Annotated in this window: 17 protein-coding genes; 5 read left to right on the forward strand and 12 right to left on the reverse strand. The window is 66.6% G+C overall.

The genetic code is table 11. From position 1 onward, the window contains the following. Positions 1–147: 147 nt before the first annotated feature. Positions 148–477, reverse strand: coding sequence for a cupin domain-containing protein (locus tag A5727_RS05945; protein WP_068246116.1), 330 nt, complete (start codon positions 475–477; stop codon positions 148–150). 452 nt (positions 478–929) lie between these two features. On the opposite strand from A5727_RS05945, the gene A5727_RS05950 reads away from it, so the two are divergent. Then, entirely contained in the window at positions 930–1784 is an 855-nt protein-coding gene (locus A5727_RS05950; protein WP_068246119.1) for a mycofactocin-coupled SDR family oxidoreductase, read from the forward strand. Positions 1785–2236: 452 nt separating this feature from the next. On the opposite strand, the gene A5727_RS05955 is transcribed toward A5727_RS05950, so the two are convergent. After that, the gene (locus A5727_RS05955) at positions 2237–2836 is read right to left on the reverse strand and encodes a TetR/AcrR family transcriptional regulator (RefSeq protein ID WP_068246122.1); all 600 of its coding nucleotides are present in this window, start codon (positions 2834–2836) and stop codon (positions 2237–2239) included. 224 nt (positions 2837–3060) lie between these two features. Between A5727_RS05955 and A5727_RS05960 the strand changes: the two genes are divergently transcribed. After that, positions 3061–3468 (forward strand): hypothetical protein, encoded by a 408-nt coding sequence (locus tag A5727_RS05960; protein ID WP_068246127.1) that lies wholly within the window; start codon positions 3061–3063, stop codon positions 3466–3468. Between the two features lie 38 nt (positions 3469–3506). On the opposite strand, the gene A5727_RS05965 is transcribed toward A5727_RS05960, so the two are convergent. Beyond that, positions 3507–3842 carry a hypothetical protein gene (locus A5727_RS05965; RefSeq protein ID WP_231991971.1) on the reverse strand — a complete coding sequence of 112 codons (336 nt, stop codon included), beginning with the start codon at positions 3840–3842 and terminating at the stop codon, positions 3507–3509. A 383-nt stretch (positions 3843–4225) separates the two neighbouring features. Here A5727_RS05965 and A5727_RS05970 point away from each other — a divergent pair, with 383 nt between their 5' ends. Then, entirely contained in the window at positions 4226–5665 is a 1440-nt protein-coding gene (locus A5727_RS05970; protein WP_157521244.1) for an aldehyde dehydrogenase, read from the forward strand. Positions 5666–5712: 47 nt separating this feature from the next. On the opposite strand, the gene A5727_RS05975 is transcribed toward A5727_RS05970, so the two are convergent. From A5727_RS05975 to A5727_RS06010, 8 genes are all read right to left on the reverse strand, one after another. Further along, on the reverse strand, positions 5713–7239 hold the full coding sequence (locus A5727_RS05975) for a class I adenylate-forming enzyme family protein (protein WP_068246130.1): 1527 nt from the start codon (positions 7237–7239) through the stop codon (positions 5713–5715). 26 nt (positions 7240–7265) lie between these two features. Further along, positions 7266–8432 (reverse strand): thiolase C-terminal domain-containing protein, encoded by a 1167-nt coding sequence (locus A5727_RS05980; protein ID WP_068246133.1) that lies wholly within the window; start codon positions 8430–8432, stop codon positions 7266–7268. Next, positions 8432–9181 (reverse strand): Zn-ribbon domain-containing OB-fold protein, encoded by a 750-nt coding sequence (locus tag A5727_RS05985; RefSeq protein WP_068246136.1) that lies wholly within the window; start codon positions 9179–9181, stop codon positions 8432–8434. Before A5727_RS05985 ends, A5727_RS05980 begins: the two co-directional genes overlap by 1 nt. Then, the gene (locus tag A5727_RS05990) at positions 9178–10074 is read right to left on the reverse strand and encodes a hypothetical protein (protein WP_068246138.1); all 897 of its coding nucleotides are present in this window, start codon (positions 10072–10074) and stop codon (positions 9178–9180) included. Before A5727_RS05990 ends, A5727_RS05985 begins: the two co-directional genes overlap by 4 nt. A 7-nt stretch (positions 10075–10081) precedes the next feature. Continuing rightward, positions 10082–11263: an aromatic ring-hydroxylating oxygenase subunit alpha gene (locus A5727_RS05995; protein WP_068246140.1), complete on the reverse strand. Its 1182-nt coding sequence runs from the start codon at positions 11261–11263 to the stop codon at positions 10082–10084. A 4-nt stretch (positions 11264–11267) separates the two neighbouring features. Continuing rightward, entirely contained in the window at positions 11268–12500 is a 1233-nt protein-coding gene (locus tag A5727_RS06000) for a cytochrome P450 (protein ID WP_068246142.1), read from the reverse strand. A gap of 20 nt (positions 12501–12520) precedes the next feature. Further along, on the reverse strand, positions 12521–13387 hold the full coding sequence (locus A5727_RS06005) for an SDR family NAD(P)-dependent oxidoreductase (protein ID WP_068246146.1): 867 nt from the start codon (positions 13385–13387) through the stop codon (positions 12521–12523). Positions 13388–13647: 260 nt separating this feature from the next. Beyond that, a complete protein-coding gene (locus A5727_RS06010; protein WP_068246148.1) occupies positions 13648–13839 on the reverse strand; it encodes a ferredoxin in 192 nt (63 codons plus the stop codon). Positions 13840–14022: 183 nt separating this feature from the next. On the opposite strand from A5727_RS06010, the gene A5727_RS06015 reads away from it, so the two are divergent. After that, on the forward strand, positions 14023–15588 hold the full coding sequence (locus A5727_RS06015) for an aldehyde dehydrogenase family protein (protein ID WP_068246151.1): 1566 nt from the start codon (positions 14023–14025) through the stop codon (positions 15586–15588). 469 nt (positions 15589–16057) lie between these two features. Further along, positions 16058–16711 carry a TetR family transcriptional regulator gene (locus tag A5727_RS06020; RefSeq protein ID WP_068246152.1) on the forward strand — a complete coding sequence of 218 codons (654 nt, stop codon included), beginning with the start codon at positions 16058–16060 and terminating at the stop codon, positions 16709–16711. 4 nt (positions 16712–16715) lie between these two features. Here the strand turns inward: A5727_RS06020 and A5727_RS06025 are convergent, their stop codons facing one another. Beyond that, positions 16716–18164: an MCE family protein gene (locus A5727_RS06025; protein ID WP_068246153.1), complete on the reverse strand. Its 1449-nt coding sequence runs from the start codon at positions 18162–18164 to the stop codon at positions 16716–16718.

Raw genomic sequence — 18164 nt, forward strand, 5'->3', positions numbered from 1 at the left:
CCGGTGCCCACCAGATGGCCTTTTACGGCTACTACGGTGGGTGTTCGGCTGTCGTATCCACAACTTCGGGTCAATGCCTGGGTCGCGCTGCAGACATTGCCCGAAAGTGGTGTGGGGGGCCGGGGGGGGCCCCCCACACCGGAATGACTACTTGTTGATGACGAAGACCTTGCGCAGTGTCTCGTGCACGGTCCAGGTCGCCACTTCGCCGGCGTCGACGAACACGAGGTCGCCGGCCGCGACATCGATGCTGTCGCCGTTCTGGCCGGTCACTGTGGCCCTGCCGGCGAGGATGACGACCGTCTCCTGGCCGGGCAGGTTCGCGTGCACGCCGGGCTCGGCCTTCCAGATGCCATGGAACTGGGTCTCAGTGTCGTTGGCGTAGAGCCGATTCGAGTACACGGGGGCGTTGCTGTCTTCCCGAGGTGCCTCGGTCAGTTCGACGGTGTTGGGGTCGAACCTGCGGATGGTGGACATATCCTTCTTTCTCTTGTGCTGGCGCTCATTCGCCGGTGAGGTCGAAGAGTGCGGGTTGAACCCTGGTGCTCGTCAGTTCGACGCTGCGGTGGCACCCGTGGGATGTCGGTGTGCCGAGGGCTCCGGGGCCGGAGACGGCATGTGAACATCTGTTCAAGTTCGGTTGAAAGTACTCGCAGCCATACGGGTCGTCAACCGGCGCTCAGGAGAATTCGGGCCGAGACGAATCGCGATGGCCATCGGGTGATGTTGGGTTGACAGTCCACTGGGGGCGGGTGATCATGGTCGAACCCGTGCTGAACAAAAGTTCAAATCGTTCTCGTGGTTCGTCCACCGCAACGTCGTGGGCCCCCGAGCGCACCCCCTGCCGCACCCGTTCGGTCGACGGGCACACCACCGCGGGCTGATCAGGGTCCGCTCCGAGATCCACTCGACAACGAGGAGTTCTGACAATGGGATTGCTTGACGGGAAGGTCGTCTTCATCACCGGCGGCGCCCGCGGCCAGGGCCGCGCCCACGCCATCGCCTCGGCGCGTGAAGGCGCCGACGTGGCACTCTTCGACCGTACGCAGGACCTTGACTCGGTCGGCTATCCGTTGGGCACGCCCGATGATCTCAAGGAGACGGCGGCGCTGGTCGGGGGACTCGGAAAACGTGCGTTGACGTTCACCGGTGACGTTCGGTCGCAGGCGGAACTCGACGGAGCGGTCGCGGCCACCATCGCCGAGTTCGGGAAGATCGATGCGCTGAACGCCAACGCGGGCATCTGGTCGACCGGCCCGTTCTGGGAACTGCCCGACGAGACCTGGTCCGACATGATTGACATCAACCTGACCGGTGTATGGCGGTCGGCGAAAGCCGTTGCGCCGCACTTCATCGAACGTCAGTCCGGCTCCATCGTCATGACCGCGTCCGTCGACGGGCTGGAGCCGGGCGGCATCTACGCCCACTACACCGCCGCCAAGCACGGCGTCATCGGTCTGGCCAAGGCCGTCGCGCTGGAGCTTGCACCACATGGTGCGCGGTGCAACGCCGTGAGCCCGGGCGCGGTGGACACCCCGATGCTCGACAACCAGCCCGGGTACGACCTCATCTCGGGTCACCCCGGTGGGACGCGGGACGACCTGGTCGAGGGAGGTCATCGCTTCAACGTCTTGAAGGGCACCGCGCTGCTGGACCCCATGGAGATCGCGAACACCGCGGTGTACCTTCACTCGGATCTGGCGGCGAAGGTCACGGGCACGATGTCGCTGGTGGACGCCGGTCACATGCTGCTCGCCGGCTACAACCACGACCCCGTCCGCTGAGGCACGAGTTCGCGCACTCAGTCGATTCAGCCCCAACGCGAGCCGCGGAAGCTCCCAGCGGCAACGCCACTGACCACGTGAGGCACGCCGATGGGTTCGCTGCACCGCGGGCCTGCCATTCACTGGGGTGACGTCACGCGGATTCGTCGTCTCCCGGGGATCGACTGAGACTGGTCGAAGCGTCCCTCACCGTGGAGTGAAAAGGCCTGCGCCTCTGCGCAGGATGTGAGTTGGACAGTTGACCAAATTGGGCATTGACGTGGATCACACCGGAGCCCTATATTTGCCAGTGCTTGAACTTATGTTCAAAGTAATGAAACCAGCACCGCCTCGGAAGAGAACGCATCGAGATGACCGACAGCCAGGATCCCCACCGGGGCGTGGCCGCGGAAGTGTGCCAGCTCGGCTGGTCGGGGAAACGGCGCCACCCCAGGTCGGGGTGGGGGTTGCGGTCAGCCGGCCTTGGCCGCCTTCGTGGAGGAGCTGCGGCGTTTGCGCGTCTTCGGCTTCTCCTGGCTCAGCACCAGCCGCAGCAGCGGTTCGGCATCCTTCTCCGAGGCCACGGACCCGCCGAGGACCAGCTGGACGCCGATGCCCTCCCAGGTCGCCTCCAGTCGCTGGGCCATGTCGCTGCTGTAGAGGCGCGTCAGTTCGGCGCGGGTGGACACCGACCAGTTCTGGACGAGCTTGTGGTAGGCGGCATCGCGCACCGAATGGGCATAGACCTCGAAGAGCAGGATTCGGTCCTTCTCGTCGCCGTACAGGACCGAGAGCAGATTGAGGATGGCTGCCACCAGCGTGTCCTCGTCCTCGGCGGCGCGAAACGCAGGCACGAAGCGGTCGGACTGTCTCTGCACCCAGGAGGCGAACGCCTCGAACATCAGCTCGTCGATGTTCTCGTAGTGGTAGCTGGCGGAACCGAGCGCAAGGGACGCGGCGGCGGCGACTCGTCGATGGGTGACTCCCTTGACCCCGTATTCGCAGGCGACGTCGAGGGCTGCCTGACGCAGCGCGGCTCGGGTCGGCTCGGATCGAACACTGTCTCGGGACACCTGAACTCTGCCTCTCCGCGTCGTGCCTGCACCGCATTTCCGGAGCTCAGGTTACCAGCGGGGCGAGCGCGGCACCTCGGTGGCATCACCGTTGAGGCCTTTGGCGGGAACACTTCTCGGCGTGATCGAAGCGGGTCTCGGGGCGAGCCGGCCGCGCGGCAACCAAACCCATTCGCACGGCAGGGATACCGGGGCGGGCTGAGCATGGAAAGGAGGGTGCAGTCATGACTGCACCGCACGATCACATCGACACTGTCTCGGAATTCGACTGGGAGCTGGTGACTTTCGTCGTGCAATGGGCGCGCTATGGCGGGCCGGACCCCGGTGAGGTGTTCTCCCGATTCGGGATGACGTGCAGTCGTATGCGGGAGCGCCTCGACGAGATCATCGCCTACGTGCGCCGGCGCCCCCACCGGGCGAACGCTGAACAGCGAGAACTCATCGCCCTCGCGGAGCGCTGGTTGTCGGTCCTTCCCGGCGATTCGCCCTACAGCGCTCCAGTCGCGCCGTCACCGGAGGATGCCCTCGGTGTGGAGGGCGAGCCCATCTTGAGTCGGGGGGTCTGGCGATGGCGCAAGGAGACCTTCACGGCCCGGCCCCAGGATGATCCCGCAGGGGTCGCAGCCGGGTAGAGGAAAGACACTCGAGCGACGACGATCTCGCGGGCCCGTCAGGTCAGGGCGCGGAGTTCGGCGACCAGTTCCAGGACGTGGCTGCGACGCTGCTCGTCGCACACCTTGCCGGCGCTCCACAGGTCAAGCTGATTCGCCTCGACGTCGAGGGCGTTCGCGCGCAGGTCGGTGACAAGGGCGGTGAGGTAATCGTGGCGGAAGTCGTCGCATTCGTGGCCGGCCGCCCACAGTTCGAGCTGGTTCGCCGCCGCGATTCGCAGGTCTCGCAGGGAGAACCCGGGCCGTGCGGTGCCGGTTGCCGCGGAGAAGAGATGGGGATCGTCGTCGGTATCGCGTCCGATGCGGATGGGCTCCGCAGGATGCAGCACAGCCATGTAAGCCACCTCTCGATAATGAGTGAGTGGGCGACGATCTCCCCGTGGCCGATAAGTTATCCGACGTCTGCGTGCGGCGCCATGCGTTGATCAAGATCAACAGTCTCGTTGCCATGATTGTGTCGAGTTGCGGTCGTGCCTGGGAAATCGGCACATACGGCCCTTCTGGGAGTTAGCCACCGCGTTGTCCTGCGGTTTTGTTGCGCTGGCGTCAATCTGGCCTGTGGCCCCGCAAAGGGCGCGCGCCGTGCCTGTGGGATACGTCACATTTCGCGGATGCCGCGTCGCCGGGGCCTCTTCGGTGGTGGCCGCCCACCCTGTGGTGCCGATGTGGTCGCGGCGCGCGGGCCCACGATTAACCTAATGAAGTAAGGTTTAATGCTGTGATTCCCGCCCAACCCGAGCTGTTCATCGGCGGCGAGTTCCGCTCGGCGCTCAAGACCGTGCCCGTGATCGAGGCCGCGACCGGAGAGCATCTCGCCGACGGACCGTGCGCGACGCCGACCGACATCGACGATGCCGTGGCGGCGGCGCACTCGAGCACCGCGCAGCAGTGGCGACGTCAGGATCCGGCAGAGCGTGCCGCGGTGCTGACGCGATTCGCGGGGGCGCTCAAGGCCCGCGCACAGGCCACGGCGGAACTGGTGAGCCGTGAGAACGGCATGCCCATCACGCTCTCGGCGGCGGTCAACGGATTGTTCCCCGCGGCGTTGGTGGCCTATTACGCCAAGCTGGTCGCCCAGACTCCCGTCGAGGACGTCCGCCCCAGCCTGATCGGCCACACCGTTGTGCGGCGCGAACCGGTCGGTGTCGTGGGTGCGATCACGCCGTGGAACTACCCGCAGGCGCTTGCGGTCATGAAGCTGGCACCGGCGTTGGCCGCCGGGTGCGCGGTCATCCTCAAGGCCGCGCCCGAAACTGCCTTGGATTCCCGCGTTTTCGCCGAGGCGGCGGCCGAGGCGGGGCTGCCTTCCGGGGTGCTCAACGTCGTTCCCGGTGACGCGGAACCCGGCGCGCATCTCGTCGCGCATCCCGGTGTGGACAAGGTGGCGTTCACAGGGTCGACGCCCGCGGGCCGCGCCATCGGCGAGGTGTGCGCCCGGCTGATCCGGCCCGTGACACTCGAACTCGGCGGGAAGTCCGCCGCGATCATCCTCGACGACGCCGATCTCGAGACCACGCTGGCCGGCCTGCGGGAGGCGTCGTTCGTCAACAACGGACAGACGTGTCACCTCAGTTCGCGCATCCTGGCGCCGGCGTCACGGTATCGCGAGGTGCTCGGTGCCGTGGCCGGCCTGGCCGCCAGCTTGGTGGTGGGGGATCCGCTGAACCCCGCCACCGAGATCGGACCGCTGGTGAGCGATAGGCAGCGCCAGCGCGTCTTGGAGTACATCGAGATCGGCCGTGCTGAAGCCACATGCGTTGTGGGAGGTGCAATCCCGCAGGAGCAGCCGAAGGGCTGGTTCGTGGAGCCGACGGTGTTCGGCGACGTGGACAACTCCGCGCGGATCGCTCAGGAGGAGATCTTCGGTCCCGTGCTCGTCGTCATTCCCTACGAGGACGACGCGGATGCGGTGCGCATCGCCAATGACAGTGAGTTCGGGTTGGCCGGAACGGTGTGGTCAACCAACCGGGACCGTGCGCTTGACGTCGCGCGTGCGGTGCACACCGGTTCGATCGGTGTGAACGGTTATCAACTCGACGTCCGAGCGCCATTCGGCGGCGTGAAGAACAGCGGTCTGGGCCGTGAGCTTGGGCCAGAGGGGCTCGACGCGTACGTCAGCCTGAAGTCCATCTACTGCGCCGAGTCCGGGCAGGTCTGACTGTGGATCCCCGCTCCCCCGACGCTGCCGGGGGAGCGGGTGGTCTCTCAGCGTGCCCGCGGGTAACGATCCGCGACGTCGGCGTATTCGTCGCGGATGGTCCGCTTGGCAAGCTTGCCGCTCGGCAGACGCGGCAACGGCTCCGAGCGAAGCACGACGTAGCGCGGCACCTTGTAGTCCGAGAGCACACGTTCACAATGCGCCACAACATCTTCGGGGCTCAGCTTCGGGGTCGTGTCGGACACCGAGATGATCGCGGCGGGTGTCTCACCGAAGCGCGGATCGGGGGCGGCGATGACGGCCACCTCCGCGACGCCCTCCAGTGAGCCGATCGCGGCCTCCAACTCGACGGGGGAGATGTTGATCCCGCCCGAGATGATGAGGTCCTTCATGCGGTCGACGAACGTGATGCGCCCCGACTCATCAAGGGTGCCCAGGTCGCCGCTGTGCAGCCATCCGTCGCGGAGGGCTGTGGCCGTGGACTCCGGATCATTCCAATATCCGGGCGTCACCAGCGGGCTGCGGACGACGATCTCGCCGGCCTCGCCGGGACCCAGCGACGTGCCGTCCGGTGAGACGACGTCGATCTCGGTGAAGATCGACCCGATGCCACACGATCCGGGATGCTCGAGCGCCTCGGATTTCAGCGTCGCGGTGGCAATGCCACCGGCCTCGGTCATGCCGTAGATCTGGCGAAGCAGCACGCCCTTGTCGGCCCAGGTTTTGAGGAGGTCAGTGGGGACTGCGGCGCCGCCGACCACCGCGGTCGTCAACGCGCTGAGGTCGGCGGAGGCGAACTCCGGGGTCCGTGCCATCGCCTCGAAGATCAGGGGTACGCCGAAGATCGCGCGCACCGAATGCCTTTCGAGCAGCGTGACCGCACGCGACGGATTGAGTTCGCGCTCGACCACCAGGGTTCCGCCCAGCACACTGGTCTGCAGCAGGCCGTAGACCAGGCCGGGAGTGAAGGCCAGCGGCAGGACCAGCAGCACCACCGTGCCCGGGCGGAAGCCCTCCTCGGTCAGGGTCTGTTCCAGCACGATCGACAGCAGCGTCTGGTTGGTCAGGATGACGCCCTTGGACATGCCGGTGGAACCGCTGGTGAAGATCACCGCGATCGGGTCGTCGGGCGCGGTGTCGACACCGAAGTCATCCGGATCACCGGTGCGCTCATCCGCCACGCCGTCGAGGTCGATGATCTCGAATGATGTTCCGGCGGCTGAGGCCTCCTGGGCCACCTCGAGGTGTGTGGCGGGTGCGAACACCCACGAGATGCCCGCGTCGTCGGCCACCTTGCGGACCTCGGCGGGCCGCAGCCGGGAGTTCAGCGGCACCAACATGGCACCAGCGCGCACGATCGCCAATGCGGCCACGGGCCAGTGCAGGCTGTTGGGCGCCAGCAGGCCGACGCGGTCACCGGGCTTGACGCCTGAGTCCGCGAGACGACGGGCCAACCGGCCCGTCCACTCGTGGATCTCCCGGTAGGTCAGAGTCTCGTCGTCGATGACGATCGCAGTCCTGTCGCCGTCGGTCTTGGCCCACCACCGAATGGCGGACGCGACTGTCGCGGCCATCTTCCTCCTCGTGAGATTCAGGTGTGTCAGACGGTGGCCGGCGAGCCGAACACTGTCGAACTCACCAGCGGCGCCATGGGGCCACCGATGAGCAGTGAGATGTCGGCGTCCGACACTGGATTCGGTGAACCCCCGCGGATTTGACGCACGGCCTCGATCACCAGGCCGATGCCGTGCACAAAGCCCTCGGCGATGTTGCCGCCCGCGGTGTTGATCGGCAGCTGTCCGGCCTCCACGGTCAGATTGTCCACGGTGAGGAAGGCGCCCGCGGCGGGACCTGGTGGGCACAGGCCGAGGTCGATCATCGCCGCGACCGCGGGGCCGGTGAAGTTCTCGTACACCTGCGCGACGTCGACGTCGTCCACCGTGATGCCCGCGCCGTCCCAGAGCCTCCGCACCAGGGCGGGGTGGAATCCCGCGCTGGTGTAGTGGGCCTCATTCTCCACCGACTCGGTCCACCCCGCAGCGGCCCCCTGCACCCCGGACAGGATGTGGGCGGGGGTGCCGGCGTAGTCACCGACTCGGTCGGAGCGCACCACCAGAACGGCGGCGGCACCGTCGTTCTCGCGTGAGCAGTCGAACAATTGCAGAGGTTCGGCGATCACGCGGGCGCCGGTGTAGTGCTCATGGTCGAGGGGTTGTCCGTAGGCGACCGCGCGGGGGTTGTTCTGAGCGTGGTGATATCCGGCCATCGAGATGGCCTCCAACGCCGAGCGGGGGACCCCGTCCACCTCGAGCAGGCGTTGCGTGCGCAGGGCGCAGATCTGCGGGGGCGCGATCACGCCGTGTGCACCGTACAGATGACCCATATGGCCCTTGTTGAACGCGGCCCGGCCGTCGGTGGCCTCGCTGAGTCCGCGGTACACCACGACGCATTCGGCCTGGCCGCTGTACACGGCCGCGGCGGCGGCGTTGACGGCAGCGGCGACCGCCCCGCCCCCGCCGCTGAGAACCTGGCTGGACCAGCGCACCTCATGGACGCCGAGTGCGGCGCCCAGCGTCAATCCATCGCTCGAATCGCCTGCGTAGGAGACGAATCCGTCGATCTTGCGGGGATCCGCTCCGGCATCCTCGCAGGCCGCGAGGATCGCCTGCAGCGTCAGCTGCGCCGACGACAGCGGGCTTGTGCCGCGTTTGAAGTAGTCGGTCGCACCGACCCCGACGACTGCGGTCGCGCCCCGGAATCCGCTCATCACTGCTCCTCGTCGAGGTGCCACCGCACCAGGGGCCAGTACTTGTCGTCCGGCGGTTGCTCGATGGTCCCTCGAACCCGCTGGCCGATCCGCGGCGTGACGCCGTCGGCGGAGGTCAGCACACCGACCACGCGGCGGTGGCCAGCCGACGGAAGGTCCACCAGGACGTTGACGTAGGGCAGATGGCCGCGACTCTCCGGAGTGAACGGTTGCCACGTGCGGGTCCACGAGTAGATCGTGCCGTCGAGGTCAACGCGTTCCCAGCCCATGTCGAAGCTGTGGCAGGACGGGCAGATGGGTAGTGGCGCCCACGTCCAGGTGTGGCACTGCCGGCAGCGCTGGAGAAGAAACTGCCCGGCCCGCAGGCCGTCCCAGTGCGGCTCGTCGAGACCGTCCTCGGCCGGACCGGTGAGCTCGATCCACGGCGGTGTGTCGGGGATGTTGCGGACGCTGAACACTCGCCACGTGCCGTCGTCGAACTTCACCCACCGAGACCGAAGTTCGGTCCACGTGTCGTCGGGTGCGGTGTACCTGATGATCGCGTCGTAACGGCCATCGGGGAGTTCGGTGATCGACTGCACCTCCGAGTCCTTCAGGGCCGGGGGCAGGCTGGGTGCGGCGATCAACTGGCCGATCCGGTCGGGAAGGAAGTCGGCCAACACGGTGGCGTTGTCACCGGCGGCCACTGCCCGGCCGTGCGCCTCGACAATGCGCAGCAGGTCAGGGGGAACGGAAGTGCTTAGGATCACCGAGCCTCATTCAATTCGTACTGCACGTCAGTGCGGTCATGTTGGAATCCGACCAGTCGGCAGGAGTTGACCAGTCGGCTGTCGCCCGAGTCGACGTGCACGATCAGTCCGGTCAGGCCGTGGTCGTGCACCACCGCTGCGGCACCGTCGAGCAGAAGGCGCAGCGCCGCCGAATCGGTGCCGGGGGCGGCCACCACCTCGATGGCGGTCGCGCAGGCGCCGAACTCTTCTGACTCCAGGGGAGTGAAGTCCAGGGCAACCAGGCCGGTGATCGATCCCGCGACCCGCAGAGCGTAGACATCACCGTGAGAGGGAGTCGATGTCGCCCAGTCGAGGTGCTCGATCACCGATCGGTCGAGCTGTTCGAGCACCGGTGCCGCGGCGACGTTCGGCACGGAGTCGCATGCCCGGATGAGCTTCCAGATCCGCCGCGTGCGGGGGATGAGGAACCGGTTGCTCAGCCGTCCGGTTGCGGGGTGGTTGCCCCGCGCCCACGCCGAGATCGTGCGGGCGCCTGTGCCCAGCCAGCCGTCGGGGCCGCCGGTGTCCAGGCCCACCTGCTCGACGAACAGGGTGGTGACACCGATGGAGCGCAGTGTCGGGTCCACCACGAGGACTGCCTTGGCGGTGCCGCCGTCGGCGATCTCGAGTCGAAGCAGCGCGGCGATCCGCTCGGGCTCGTCCGGTGCCGCCATCGCCGTGGCGTGCGGCAGCATCCAGATCAGCAGGTGCCGGATGTGTGGATCGCGACGCTCCATGGCTGCGGTGACGTCGGCGAAATCGATGGTGCTGTACTCGGGTTCGGCGTCGTATGCCGCCGCACGAGCCAGCATGTCTGCCAGCTCGGCGGCCTCCTGCGAGTCGAACTCAGTACGCCATTCGTACTTGATCACGATGCGATCACTTGGCGGCTGCTCGCCCCTCGGCGAGCAGTTTCTTGGTCTCCCGGCGGAAGAGCTGGTTGGCGGTCTCGTTGCGGCCCAGCAGCATCGGGCCGGCATCCGCGCTGCCCATGCCGCGTTGGGAGTTGCGCAGCAACGGGAAATCCTCGTTGTGCAGGACCGCGAGCAGGATGTCCCAGTTCTTCTCCCACCGGCGGTTCCAGTGGTCCTCCTCCATACCGGACTCCTCCAGCGGCGGCACCATGAGGCGCTGCTCCATGCGGGACTTCGTCGGGTCGGTCGGATGGGGACGGAACGTCAACAGCTGGAAGTGATCTGGCTGCCGCAGCAGCGTGCTGTTGGGCAACAGGAAGTGTGTTTCGGTGACATAGTCGTCAAGCGGGGTGTCACCGGGATCCTCTTCGAGCCAGCGGTCGATCGTCTTGCGCGGGGCGATGAACCGCAGATGTCGGCCGAAGTCCTCGAACGCCATGACGTTGGTGTGGATGACCTTGCCGGCGGTGTTCGGGTGCGCGTACTGGATGTGGTAGCCGTCCAGGAACGCATCCTGCATGATCTTCCAGTTGGTGGGCTCGTCGAAGCCCGCAGCGCGGAAGCTCACCAGCTTGTCCAACTGGTACCCGGCCAGGATGGTGTCCATCTCGGGGCCCAGCCACGACGCGACGTCGATGTCGGCGTGCGCATTGTCGACCACCCAGATGAACCCGTGCCGCTCCTCGCAGGGGATCTCGACCAGGCCGTGCTCGGCACGGTCAATCTCACCGAAGGTGTTGTCGCGGGTGATCATCCGCAGCTTGCCGTCGGGGTCGTAGGACCAGCGGTGGTATGGGCAGGAGAAGAATCGGCAGCGACCCTTCTCCTGCTCCTCGAGCATCGCGCCGCGGTGTCGGCACAGGTTGACGAACGTGCGGACCGAACCATCCTGCTGGCGCACCGCGATGATGTTGTTGCGCGGCATCTGGACTGTGATGAAGTCGTACGGCCTACCGATCTCGGAACCGTGCGCGATGATGGACGGCACGGTGCCGAAGATGAAGTCGCGCTCCTCCTGCGCCAAGACGGGATCGGTGAACTCGCGGGCCTCGAAGTCCACCACCTCGTCGAACTTGTCGGTGGTGTCGTTGCGCAGCAGTTCGATGGCGCGGCGGATCCTGTCCTGCCGAGGCAGTGACGTGGTCATCGGATCACTTCGCTTCCGGGGTGAAGGTGATGGGCATCCGAGCACAGCCGCGCACCTGGGTGGAGTGCCACACCGGCGGATCGCTCTCCACCAGTGCGTAATCCGGGATTCGGCGGTGCAGTTCCTCGAGCGCGATGGTCAGCTCGATGCGGCCCAGATGCGAACCGAGACAACGGTGCACGCCGGCGCCGAAGGACAGGTGCCGGTTCGGGCTGCGGGTGATGTCCAGCGTGTGCGGATCGGCGAACTGCGTGGCATCGCGGTTCGCGCCGCACAGCAACAGGATCAGCATGTCGTCCTTGGCGATCCGCACACCGCCGATCTCGACGTCCTTGGTGGCGCGACGGCCCGGGATGACCGCTGCCTCGATGCGAAGGATCTCCTCGACCGCCTTGGGGACCAGGGTCGGGTCGGCGATCAGCGCGGCGCGCTGCTCAGGGTTGCGGGACAGGTGAGCCAGGGTCCAGGCCAGCGAACCCTGGACGGTGTGAAGTCCGCCCATCAGCAGGAGGAAGAACATCCGGAACAGCTCTTCGTCGTTGAGCACCCGCTTGCCGTCGTCGAATTCGACCTCGGTGTGGATCAGCTTGGAGGTGGCGTCCTCACCGGGGGTGGCGCGGCGTTCGGCGATGACGTTGTTGAAGTAGCCGGCGACCGTCATCGCGGCCATCATCATGGCCTGGTCGGACTCCTCCTTGGTGCCACCGGGCTTTCCGAACAGCACCGCGTCGGTGGCCTCGGTGAACATCGGGGCATCCGCGATCGGCCAGTCCATCAGCGACAGGAAGACTCGGGCGGGCAACTCGTGGGCGAACTCCGAGATGAACTCGGCCTCACCCTTCGAGGCGAACGCGTCGATGAGTTCGTTGACCTGCGTCCGGATGTCATCTCCGAGGCGCTTCATCCGCTGCGGACTGAACAGCGGCTGCAGCGCGTGCCGGTAGGCGGTGTGCTCCGGCGGATCGAGCTCCAACGGGATGAAGCGGCCGAAGTCGGCCGGCGTCACCAGGTTGTTCGGGTAGCTGGAGAAGGTCTCCGCATCGGTCAGGATCTGGTGGATCTCGTCGTAGTGCGTGACGACCCAGTGCCCGCCGTGCGCGGTGGAATAGACGATCGGGCCCTTGGCGGCCAGTTCGGCGACGCGGTCCTGCATGACGTCGACGGGGTGGGCGAGCGTGGCGTCGTAGACGTCGAAGTCGACCGTCAGCGCTGCCGGTGCCGGTTCAGTGGTGGTCATCGGATGTTCCTCGTGGTCCTTTAGTTGGCGGCTTCGGGGTTGAGGTCCTCTTCGAACCACATCCCGACGCGGGCCAGCGTGCCGCCGTCGGCGGATCCGATCGTGGCACCGGAGATGTACGCCGAATCGTCGGACACCAGGAAGAGGGCCACCTTGGCGTTGTCCGAAAGTGACGGGGGGCGTTGCAGTTTGAGCGGAATGGGAGACACAGTGGGGTTCCACGGGCCGGCGACCTCTTCGTAGGATGCGCCCACGACGGGCGAGCCCGGAGGCATCAGGAAGTTGGGGGACATGCCGTGCGTAGGAGCGATGGCGTTGACGCGGATGCCGAACCGGCCGAGGTCGAGGCTCAGGCCGCGCACCAGGCCGTTGACGCCGGCCTTGGTGGCCGAGTACATCGCGATGTTGTGGTAGGCGACGTGCGATGCCGCCGAGGAGGTGGCGAGGATGGTGCCGCCGCCGTTTGCCTTCAGGTGAGGCACCGCGGCCTGAGCGGTGTACACCACGCCGGAGAGGTTGACGCCCAGCACGTGCTGCCAGTCGGCCTCGGTGAGGTCCTCGAAGGCGACGAACTCGCCACCGGCCACCGTGGGCACGCCACCGCGGGAGACGATGCCGGCGTTGGCCCAGGCGATGTCGAGCTTGCCGAAAGCTTCGACGGTGGCGTCGACGGCGGAGGCGATCTGGTCGCGCTGAGCCACATCGGCGGTGATGGCGATGGCTTCGCCGCCCTGCTGCTCGACGAGCTTCAGCGTCTGCTCGGCGCGGTCGGCGTCGATGTCGACGATGGCGACCTTCGCGCCCTCGGCCGAGAACAGTTGGGCGGAGTGCCGCCCGAGTCCCGATCCTGCGCCGGTGATCAACGCGACTTTGTCTTTGAGCTTCATGCTTCTCCTTCGGTGGGGCGCTGGAGTGTCTGTCGGAAGGTGCAGGTGTCTCAGGGGCCTGCGGCGGTGGGCGTGGACGTCTGGCCTGTGACCTGCGCCACCCTGGCGCTAAACCTTACGCCCATAGGTATAACGCGTCAATGAGGTGTCCTGGCGGACGGCCAGTCGGCACGAATGGACCAGGTCAAGCCGCATTTCTGAGGAAAGGCGCGGATGCGGCGCGATCGTGCTGATGCGCCCATCAGGGCGCAGGTTCTCGGTCAGTCTTCGATGATCAGGGCGAGTTCGGGGCAGGAGGCCACGCCGTCGCGCACCAGCTGCTGATGATCGGGTGACACTTCGTACGGCTCCAGGATCGAGTACCCCTCGTCGTCGATGGGGAACAGATCCGGATCGACGGCGTAGCACTGGGCGTGGCCCGCGCACTTGCCGCGTTCGAGGTGGACTTGCATCGCCCATCCCTCCTCGCTCGGGTGTTTAACCTATCGCCTTTAGGCTAACTGGACTATAGAACTCCAGTGCCCGTGAGTCCAGACGGGCCGCCGGACCGCCATCCCGCGTGAAGCGTTGCGGACGTCGGGAAATAAAACTTATGGTGTTAGATAAATCAGAGTGGCCACACGTGAGGAGACGCGATGACACTGGACCACAGCGCGGTGGACGGTCAGCCCGACGTGCCGGCCGCCGAGCGCATCACGGTGCGGTGTCCGGCCGATGGCCGTGTGGTCGGCGAGGTGGAGGCGCTCGGTGCCGCGGATGTCGCCCGGGTGTGCTCCGAACTGCGTGCCGCGCAACCGGCATGGGAGGCGATCGGCCCGAAGAGCCGCGCGGCGCACCTGCTGCGATGGCTCGACTGGCTGCTGGACAACGAGGAACGCCTCGTCAAGCTCATCCAGGCGGAGACCGGTAAATCCTGGGCCGATGCCTCGATGGAGATGGCGGTGGCCGTCGACGTCATCAACTACTTCACCAAGAATGCCGAGGCCTTCCTCGCCGACCGCCGGGTCCGTCCGGCGGGAGCGGCGAATGCCATTCGGCGCCTCCGCGTCCAGGTGCGGCCGCACCAGCTGGTCGGGCTCATCACCCCGTGGAACGGCCCCCTCGGCGGGCCGATGATGGACGTCGTCGGGGCCCTGGTCGCGGGTGCCGCCGTGGTCAGTAAGCCGTCCGAGGCAACCCCGCTGACCTGGTCTGAAGCCATCCGCGGATGGCGCGAGGAGATCGGCGCACCGCCGATCCTGGCGGCGGTGACGGGAGCCGGTCAGACGGGTGCCGCGGTCGTCGACCACGCCGACATGGTGATGTTCACCGGGTCGGTGCGCACCGGGCGTGCCATCGCCGTGCGCTGCGCCGAACGTCTCATCCCCTGCAGCCTGGAACTCGGCGGAAAGGACGCGTTCATCGTCCTAGCCGACGCCGACGTCGAGCGCGCTGCGACCGCCGCGGTGTGGGGCGCGATGACCAATTCGGGACAGGCGTGCATCGGTGTCGAACGGGTCTACGTCGAGGCGCCCGTCTACGACCAATTCGTCGAAAAGCTCACGACCAAGGTGGCCGCCCTGCGCCAGGGCATGGATCAGCCTGGCAGCTTCGCCTGTGACATCGGCGCGATGGTGACGACCGCCCAGGTCGACATCGTCGAGGCGCACGTCGAGGACGCGGTCGCCAAGGGGGCTCGTGTCCTCGTCGGCGGAAAGCGCGGCCAGCACGGGAACTTCTTTGAGCCCACCGTGCTGGTCGATGTCGACCACTCGATGCGATGTATGCGCGAGGAGACGTTCGGCCCCACCGTGGCGATCATGCGTGTCGCCGACGAGGACGAGGCGATCGCCCTGGCCAACGACTCCGAGTACGGGCTCAGTTCCAGCCTGTGGACGGGCGATCCGCGCAGGGCGCAGCGGTTGTCGCGTCGTATCGAGGCTGGTTCGGTGTCGGTCAACAATGCACTGGTGGCGACGTTCCAGATGCCCGTGCCGATGGGCGGTTGGAAGAACTCGGGACTCGGCAGCCGGTTCGGCGGCGCTCAGGGCGTGCTGAAGTACTGTAGGCAGCAGGCCGTCGTCGAAGAGCGGATATCGCTCAAGTCCGAACCGCTGTGGTACCCGATCGTGCCGTCGAAGTCGCGACTCATCGGCCGCATGTCTCGAATGCTGGGCGCCCGCGACTGGCGCCGCCGCCTGGGGCGACCCGCCAAGCGTTAATTCTTTTGTAGAGGCCGTGAATTCGAGCACCGCGTCGGAGAATCAGCGCGGTGCCTCGATCTGCGGACTGGGCCGCAGGTGGGAACGCGCGAACGGCGCGCAGTCGATCTCAGTCCAGTGTGGAACCGGATTCCCGGCGTCGGAGTCTGCGGTCACCGGAACGCCAGTCTCCGCACGAAATGGTCAAAAAACCTCACGTTCATAGATTAATGGCCGATTGATCTCAGCAGGTCACTACGGCCATCTGACCGAAGATGCCGAATCCGACCATGTTTCATCCGTGACGGAACCCACGCAAAACCTAAAGGCCCGCGGCTGTCAAAGGTCCGTATACTGAGCAACCGGCGATGACGTCGGGTCAACAACCGACACAGTCACGAACTTGTGAACATCAGTCGGGGGGCGATTGGCATGGTTTCGGCACTGGCGGGGGCCATGCGGAGTCGCTCACACATGAAGGAGCGCTGATATGCCGCGACCATCCAAGGCGTTGATCACCCGCGCCACGGCAGTCGACGCATCGATCGAGATCATCGATCGTGATGGACTCGAGGCATTCAGTCTGCCGAAGTTGGCCAAGCATATGGGCGTCTCGGCGCCGTCGCTGTACCACCACTTCGCGGACAAGAACGCCATCATGGTGGCGATCGCGCGTCATATCGCGGGCAAGACCGTGATCAAACCGCGCCGCGCGCCGGGTCCGGACTGGCCCGAGTATTTCGTGACGTTGGCGCTCAACTTCCGCCAGGCCGTGCTGCGGCACCGCAATGCCGCACCGGTGCTGTTGGAGCATCTGCCGCGCGAGGTGCTGATGCAGAGTTACGAGGACGCGGCGGAGTATCTGGAGGCCTCCGGGGTTCCGCTGCGCCTGCACGCCCGAATCCTCGACGGCATGGAGACGCTGTGTGTCGGTGCCGTTCTCATGGAGGCTCGCCGCAACCCGCGCGGTCGCCAGGGCGTGTTCCCGGCCCTGGATCGGCGCCGGTTCCCCCGTCTCGCAGACGCTTTCGCCGCCAACGAACTCACCGTCAAGGAACTGTTCGCCGAACGGGTCCGCAGCTTTCTCTACGGTGTCGTCCACGACGACGCCGGCGCGCCGAAGACCCCGCAGCCCACCGCCTGACGAATCAGTTCGGCGCTGGGGGCGCCAGCATGTTCTGCCACGTCTTCTTCTCGTCGGCGGACGCCAGATCGGTCTGGGTGTAGACCTGTCCGTCGGGGCCGATGTAGCGGCCCGTCGCGGGGTCGTAGTAGGCCGCGGCGATGCCGGCGGGTGGCGTTGCGGCAGCGTCCGATTCGGCTGCGGCTGAGTCGGGTGGAAGTTGGGGAATGGCCTGTCCTGAAAGGGTTCCGTTCGGATCGCCCTTCCAGTTGAAGCCGTCGTTGAGGGGGATGTACTCCTCGTCGCTCGCGCACATCTTGGCCGTGGGGGCGCGTTTACCCGGGCGGTTGAGGCACGGCAGGTTGCGGGCGCCGCGGACCGCCATCCAGGAGTCCTGCGGAATGCGGCAGTACAGGTCGGCCGACGGGCGGTCCGGGGTGTCCACGAGGCTCGGGGTGCGCTGCTGCTGTGCCGGTAGGTATCCCGTGGTGCATGGTGGCGGGAGATTCAGGTTGAGGTTGAACGACAGCACCAGACCGGGATTCTTGGTGCCGCGGTTGGCGACGGTGCCGCCCTGCATGACCTGAACGCCCATCGGCAGCAGAACCAGAAGCTGTTCGATGGCGGGGTTGTAGGTCAGCGCCAGTTGGCCGGTCGAGACGAGGTTGGCCAGCACCACCGGCAGCGATGGCTTGAGGCGGTCGATGAGCGCACGGGACTCGTCGGCGGCCGCGGCGCCCCGTTCCAGCAGATGCGACACGCCCTGGTCCTGGCTGCGCACCTGATCGGTGAGATCCGAGAGGTGCCGGGCCCAGGATTGGATCGAGTCGGCGGTGTTCGACTGCGAATCCAGCACCGCTGGGGCTTTGTCGATCAGGGAGAGCATCGGGTCGAGGTTGTCTCGGGCCGCGATGGCCAGATCGGTGGAACCCCGCACCATGCGCGCGATCTCGGGCCCGAGGCCGCCGACCGCGAGGTGTCCCTCGTCGATCACGGTCTTCACGTTGTCGTGAGGGATGGCCTGCAGGCCGCGGTTGGCGGCATCGAGCAGTTCGTTGATGTCCGGTGGGACGGAGGTGCGGTCCGGCCCGATCACGTCACCGTTCTTCAGCGGGGGCGCGTCGGTGCTGCGCGGCAACAGGGCGACGTACTGCTCACCGATCGCTGAGGTGCTGTGCACTTGAGCGTCCAGATCGGACGGAATGCGGACGTCCGAACGCAGCGTCAGGGTGGCCTCGACGCCGGTGTCGGTCAGGTGGACCGAAGTGACTCGGCCGACCTGGGTGCCCCGGTACGTGACGTTGCCCCGCTCGTAGAGACCGGCGGCCTGGGGAAGTTGCAGAGTGACCGTGTACTGCCCGAGGCCGATCAATGCTGGCGCCTTGATGTAGCCGAAGAGCATGACCGACCCGGCGACCACCGCGACGGTGAGGAACACCATCAACTGGGCCTTCACCCATCTGGTCAGACGCAT

Origin of the sequence: Mycobacterium sp. ACS4331 (genome assembly GCF_001667265.1) — a bacterium.
GTDB lineage: Bacteria > Actinomycetota > Actinomycetes > Mycobacteriales > Mycobacteriaceae > Mycobacterium.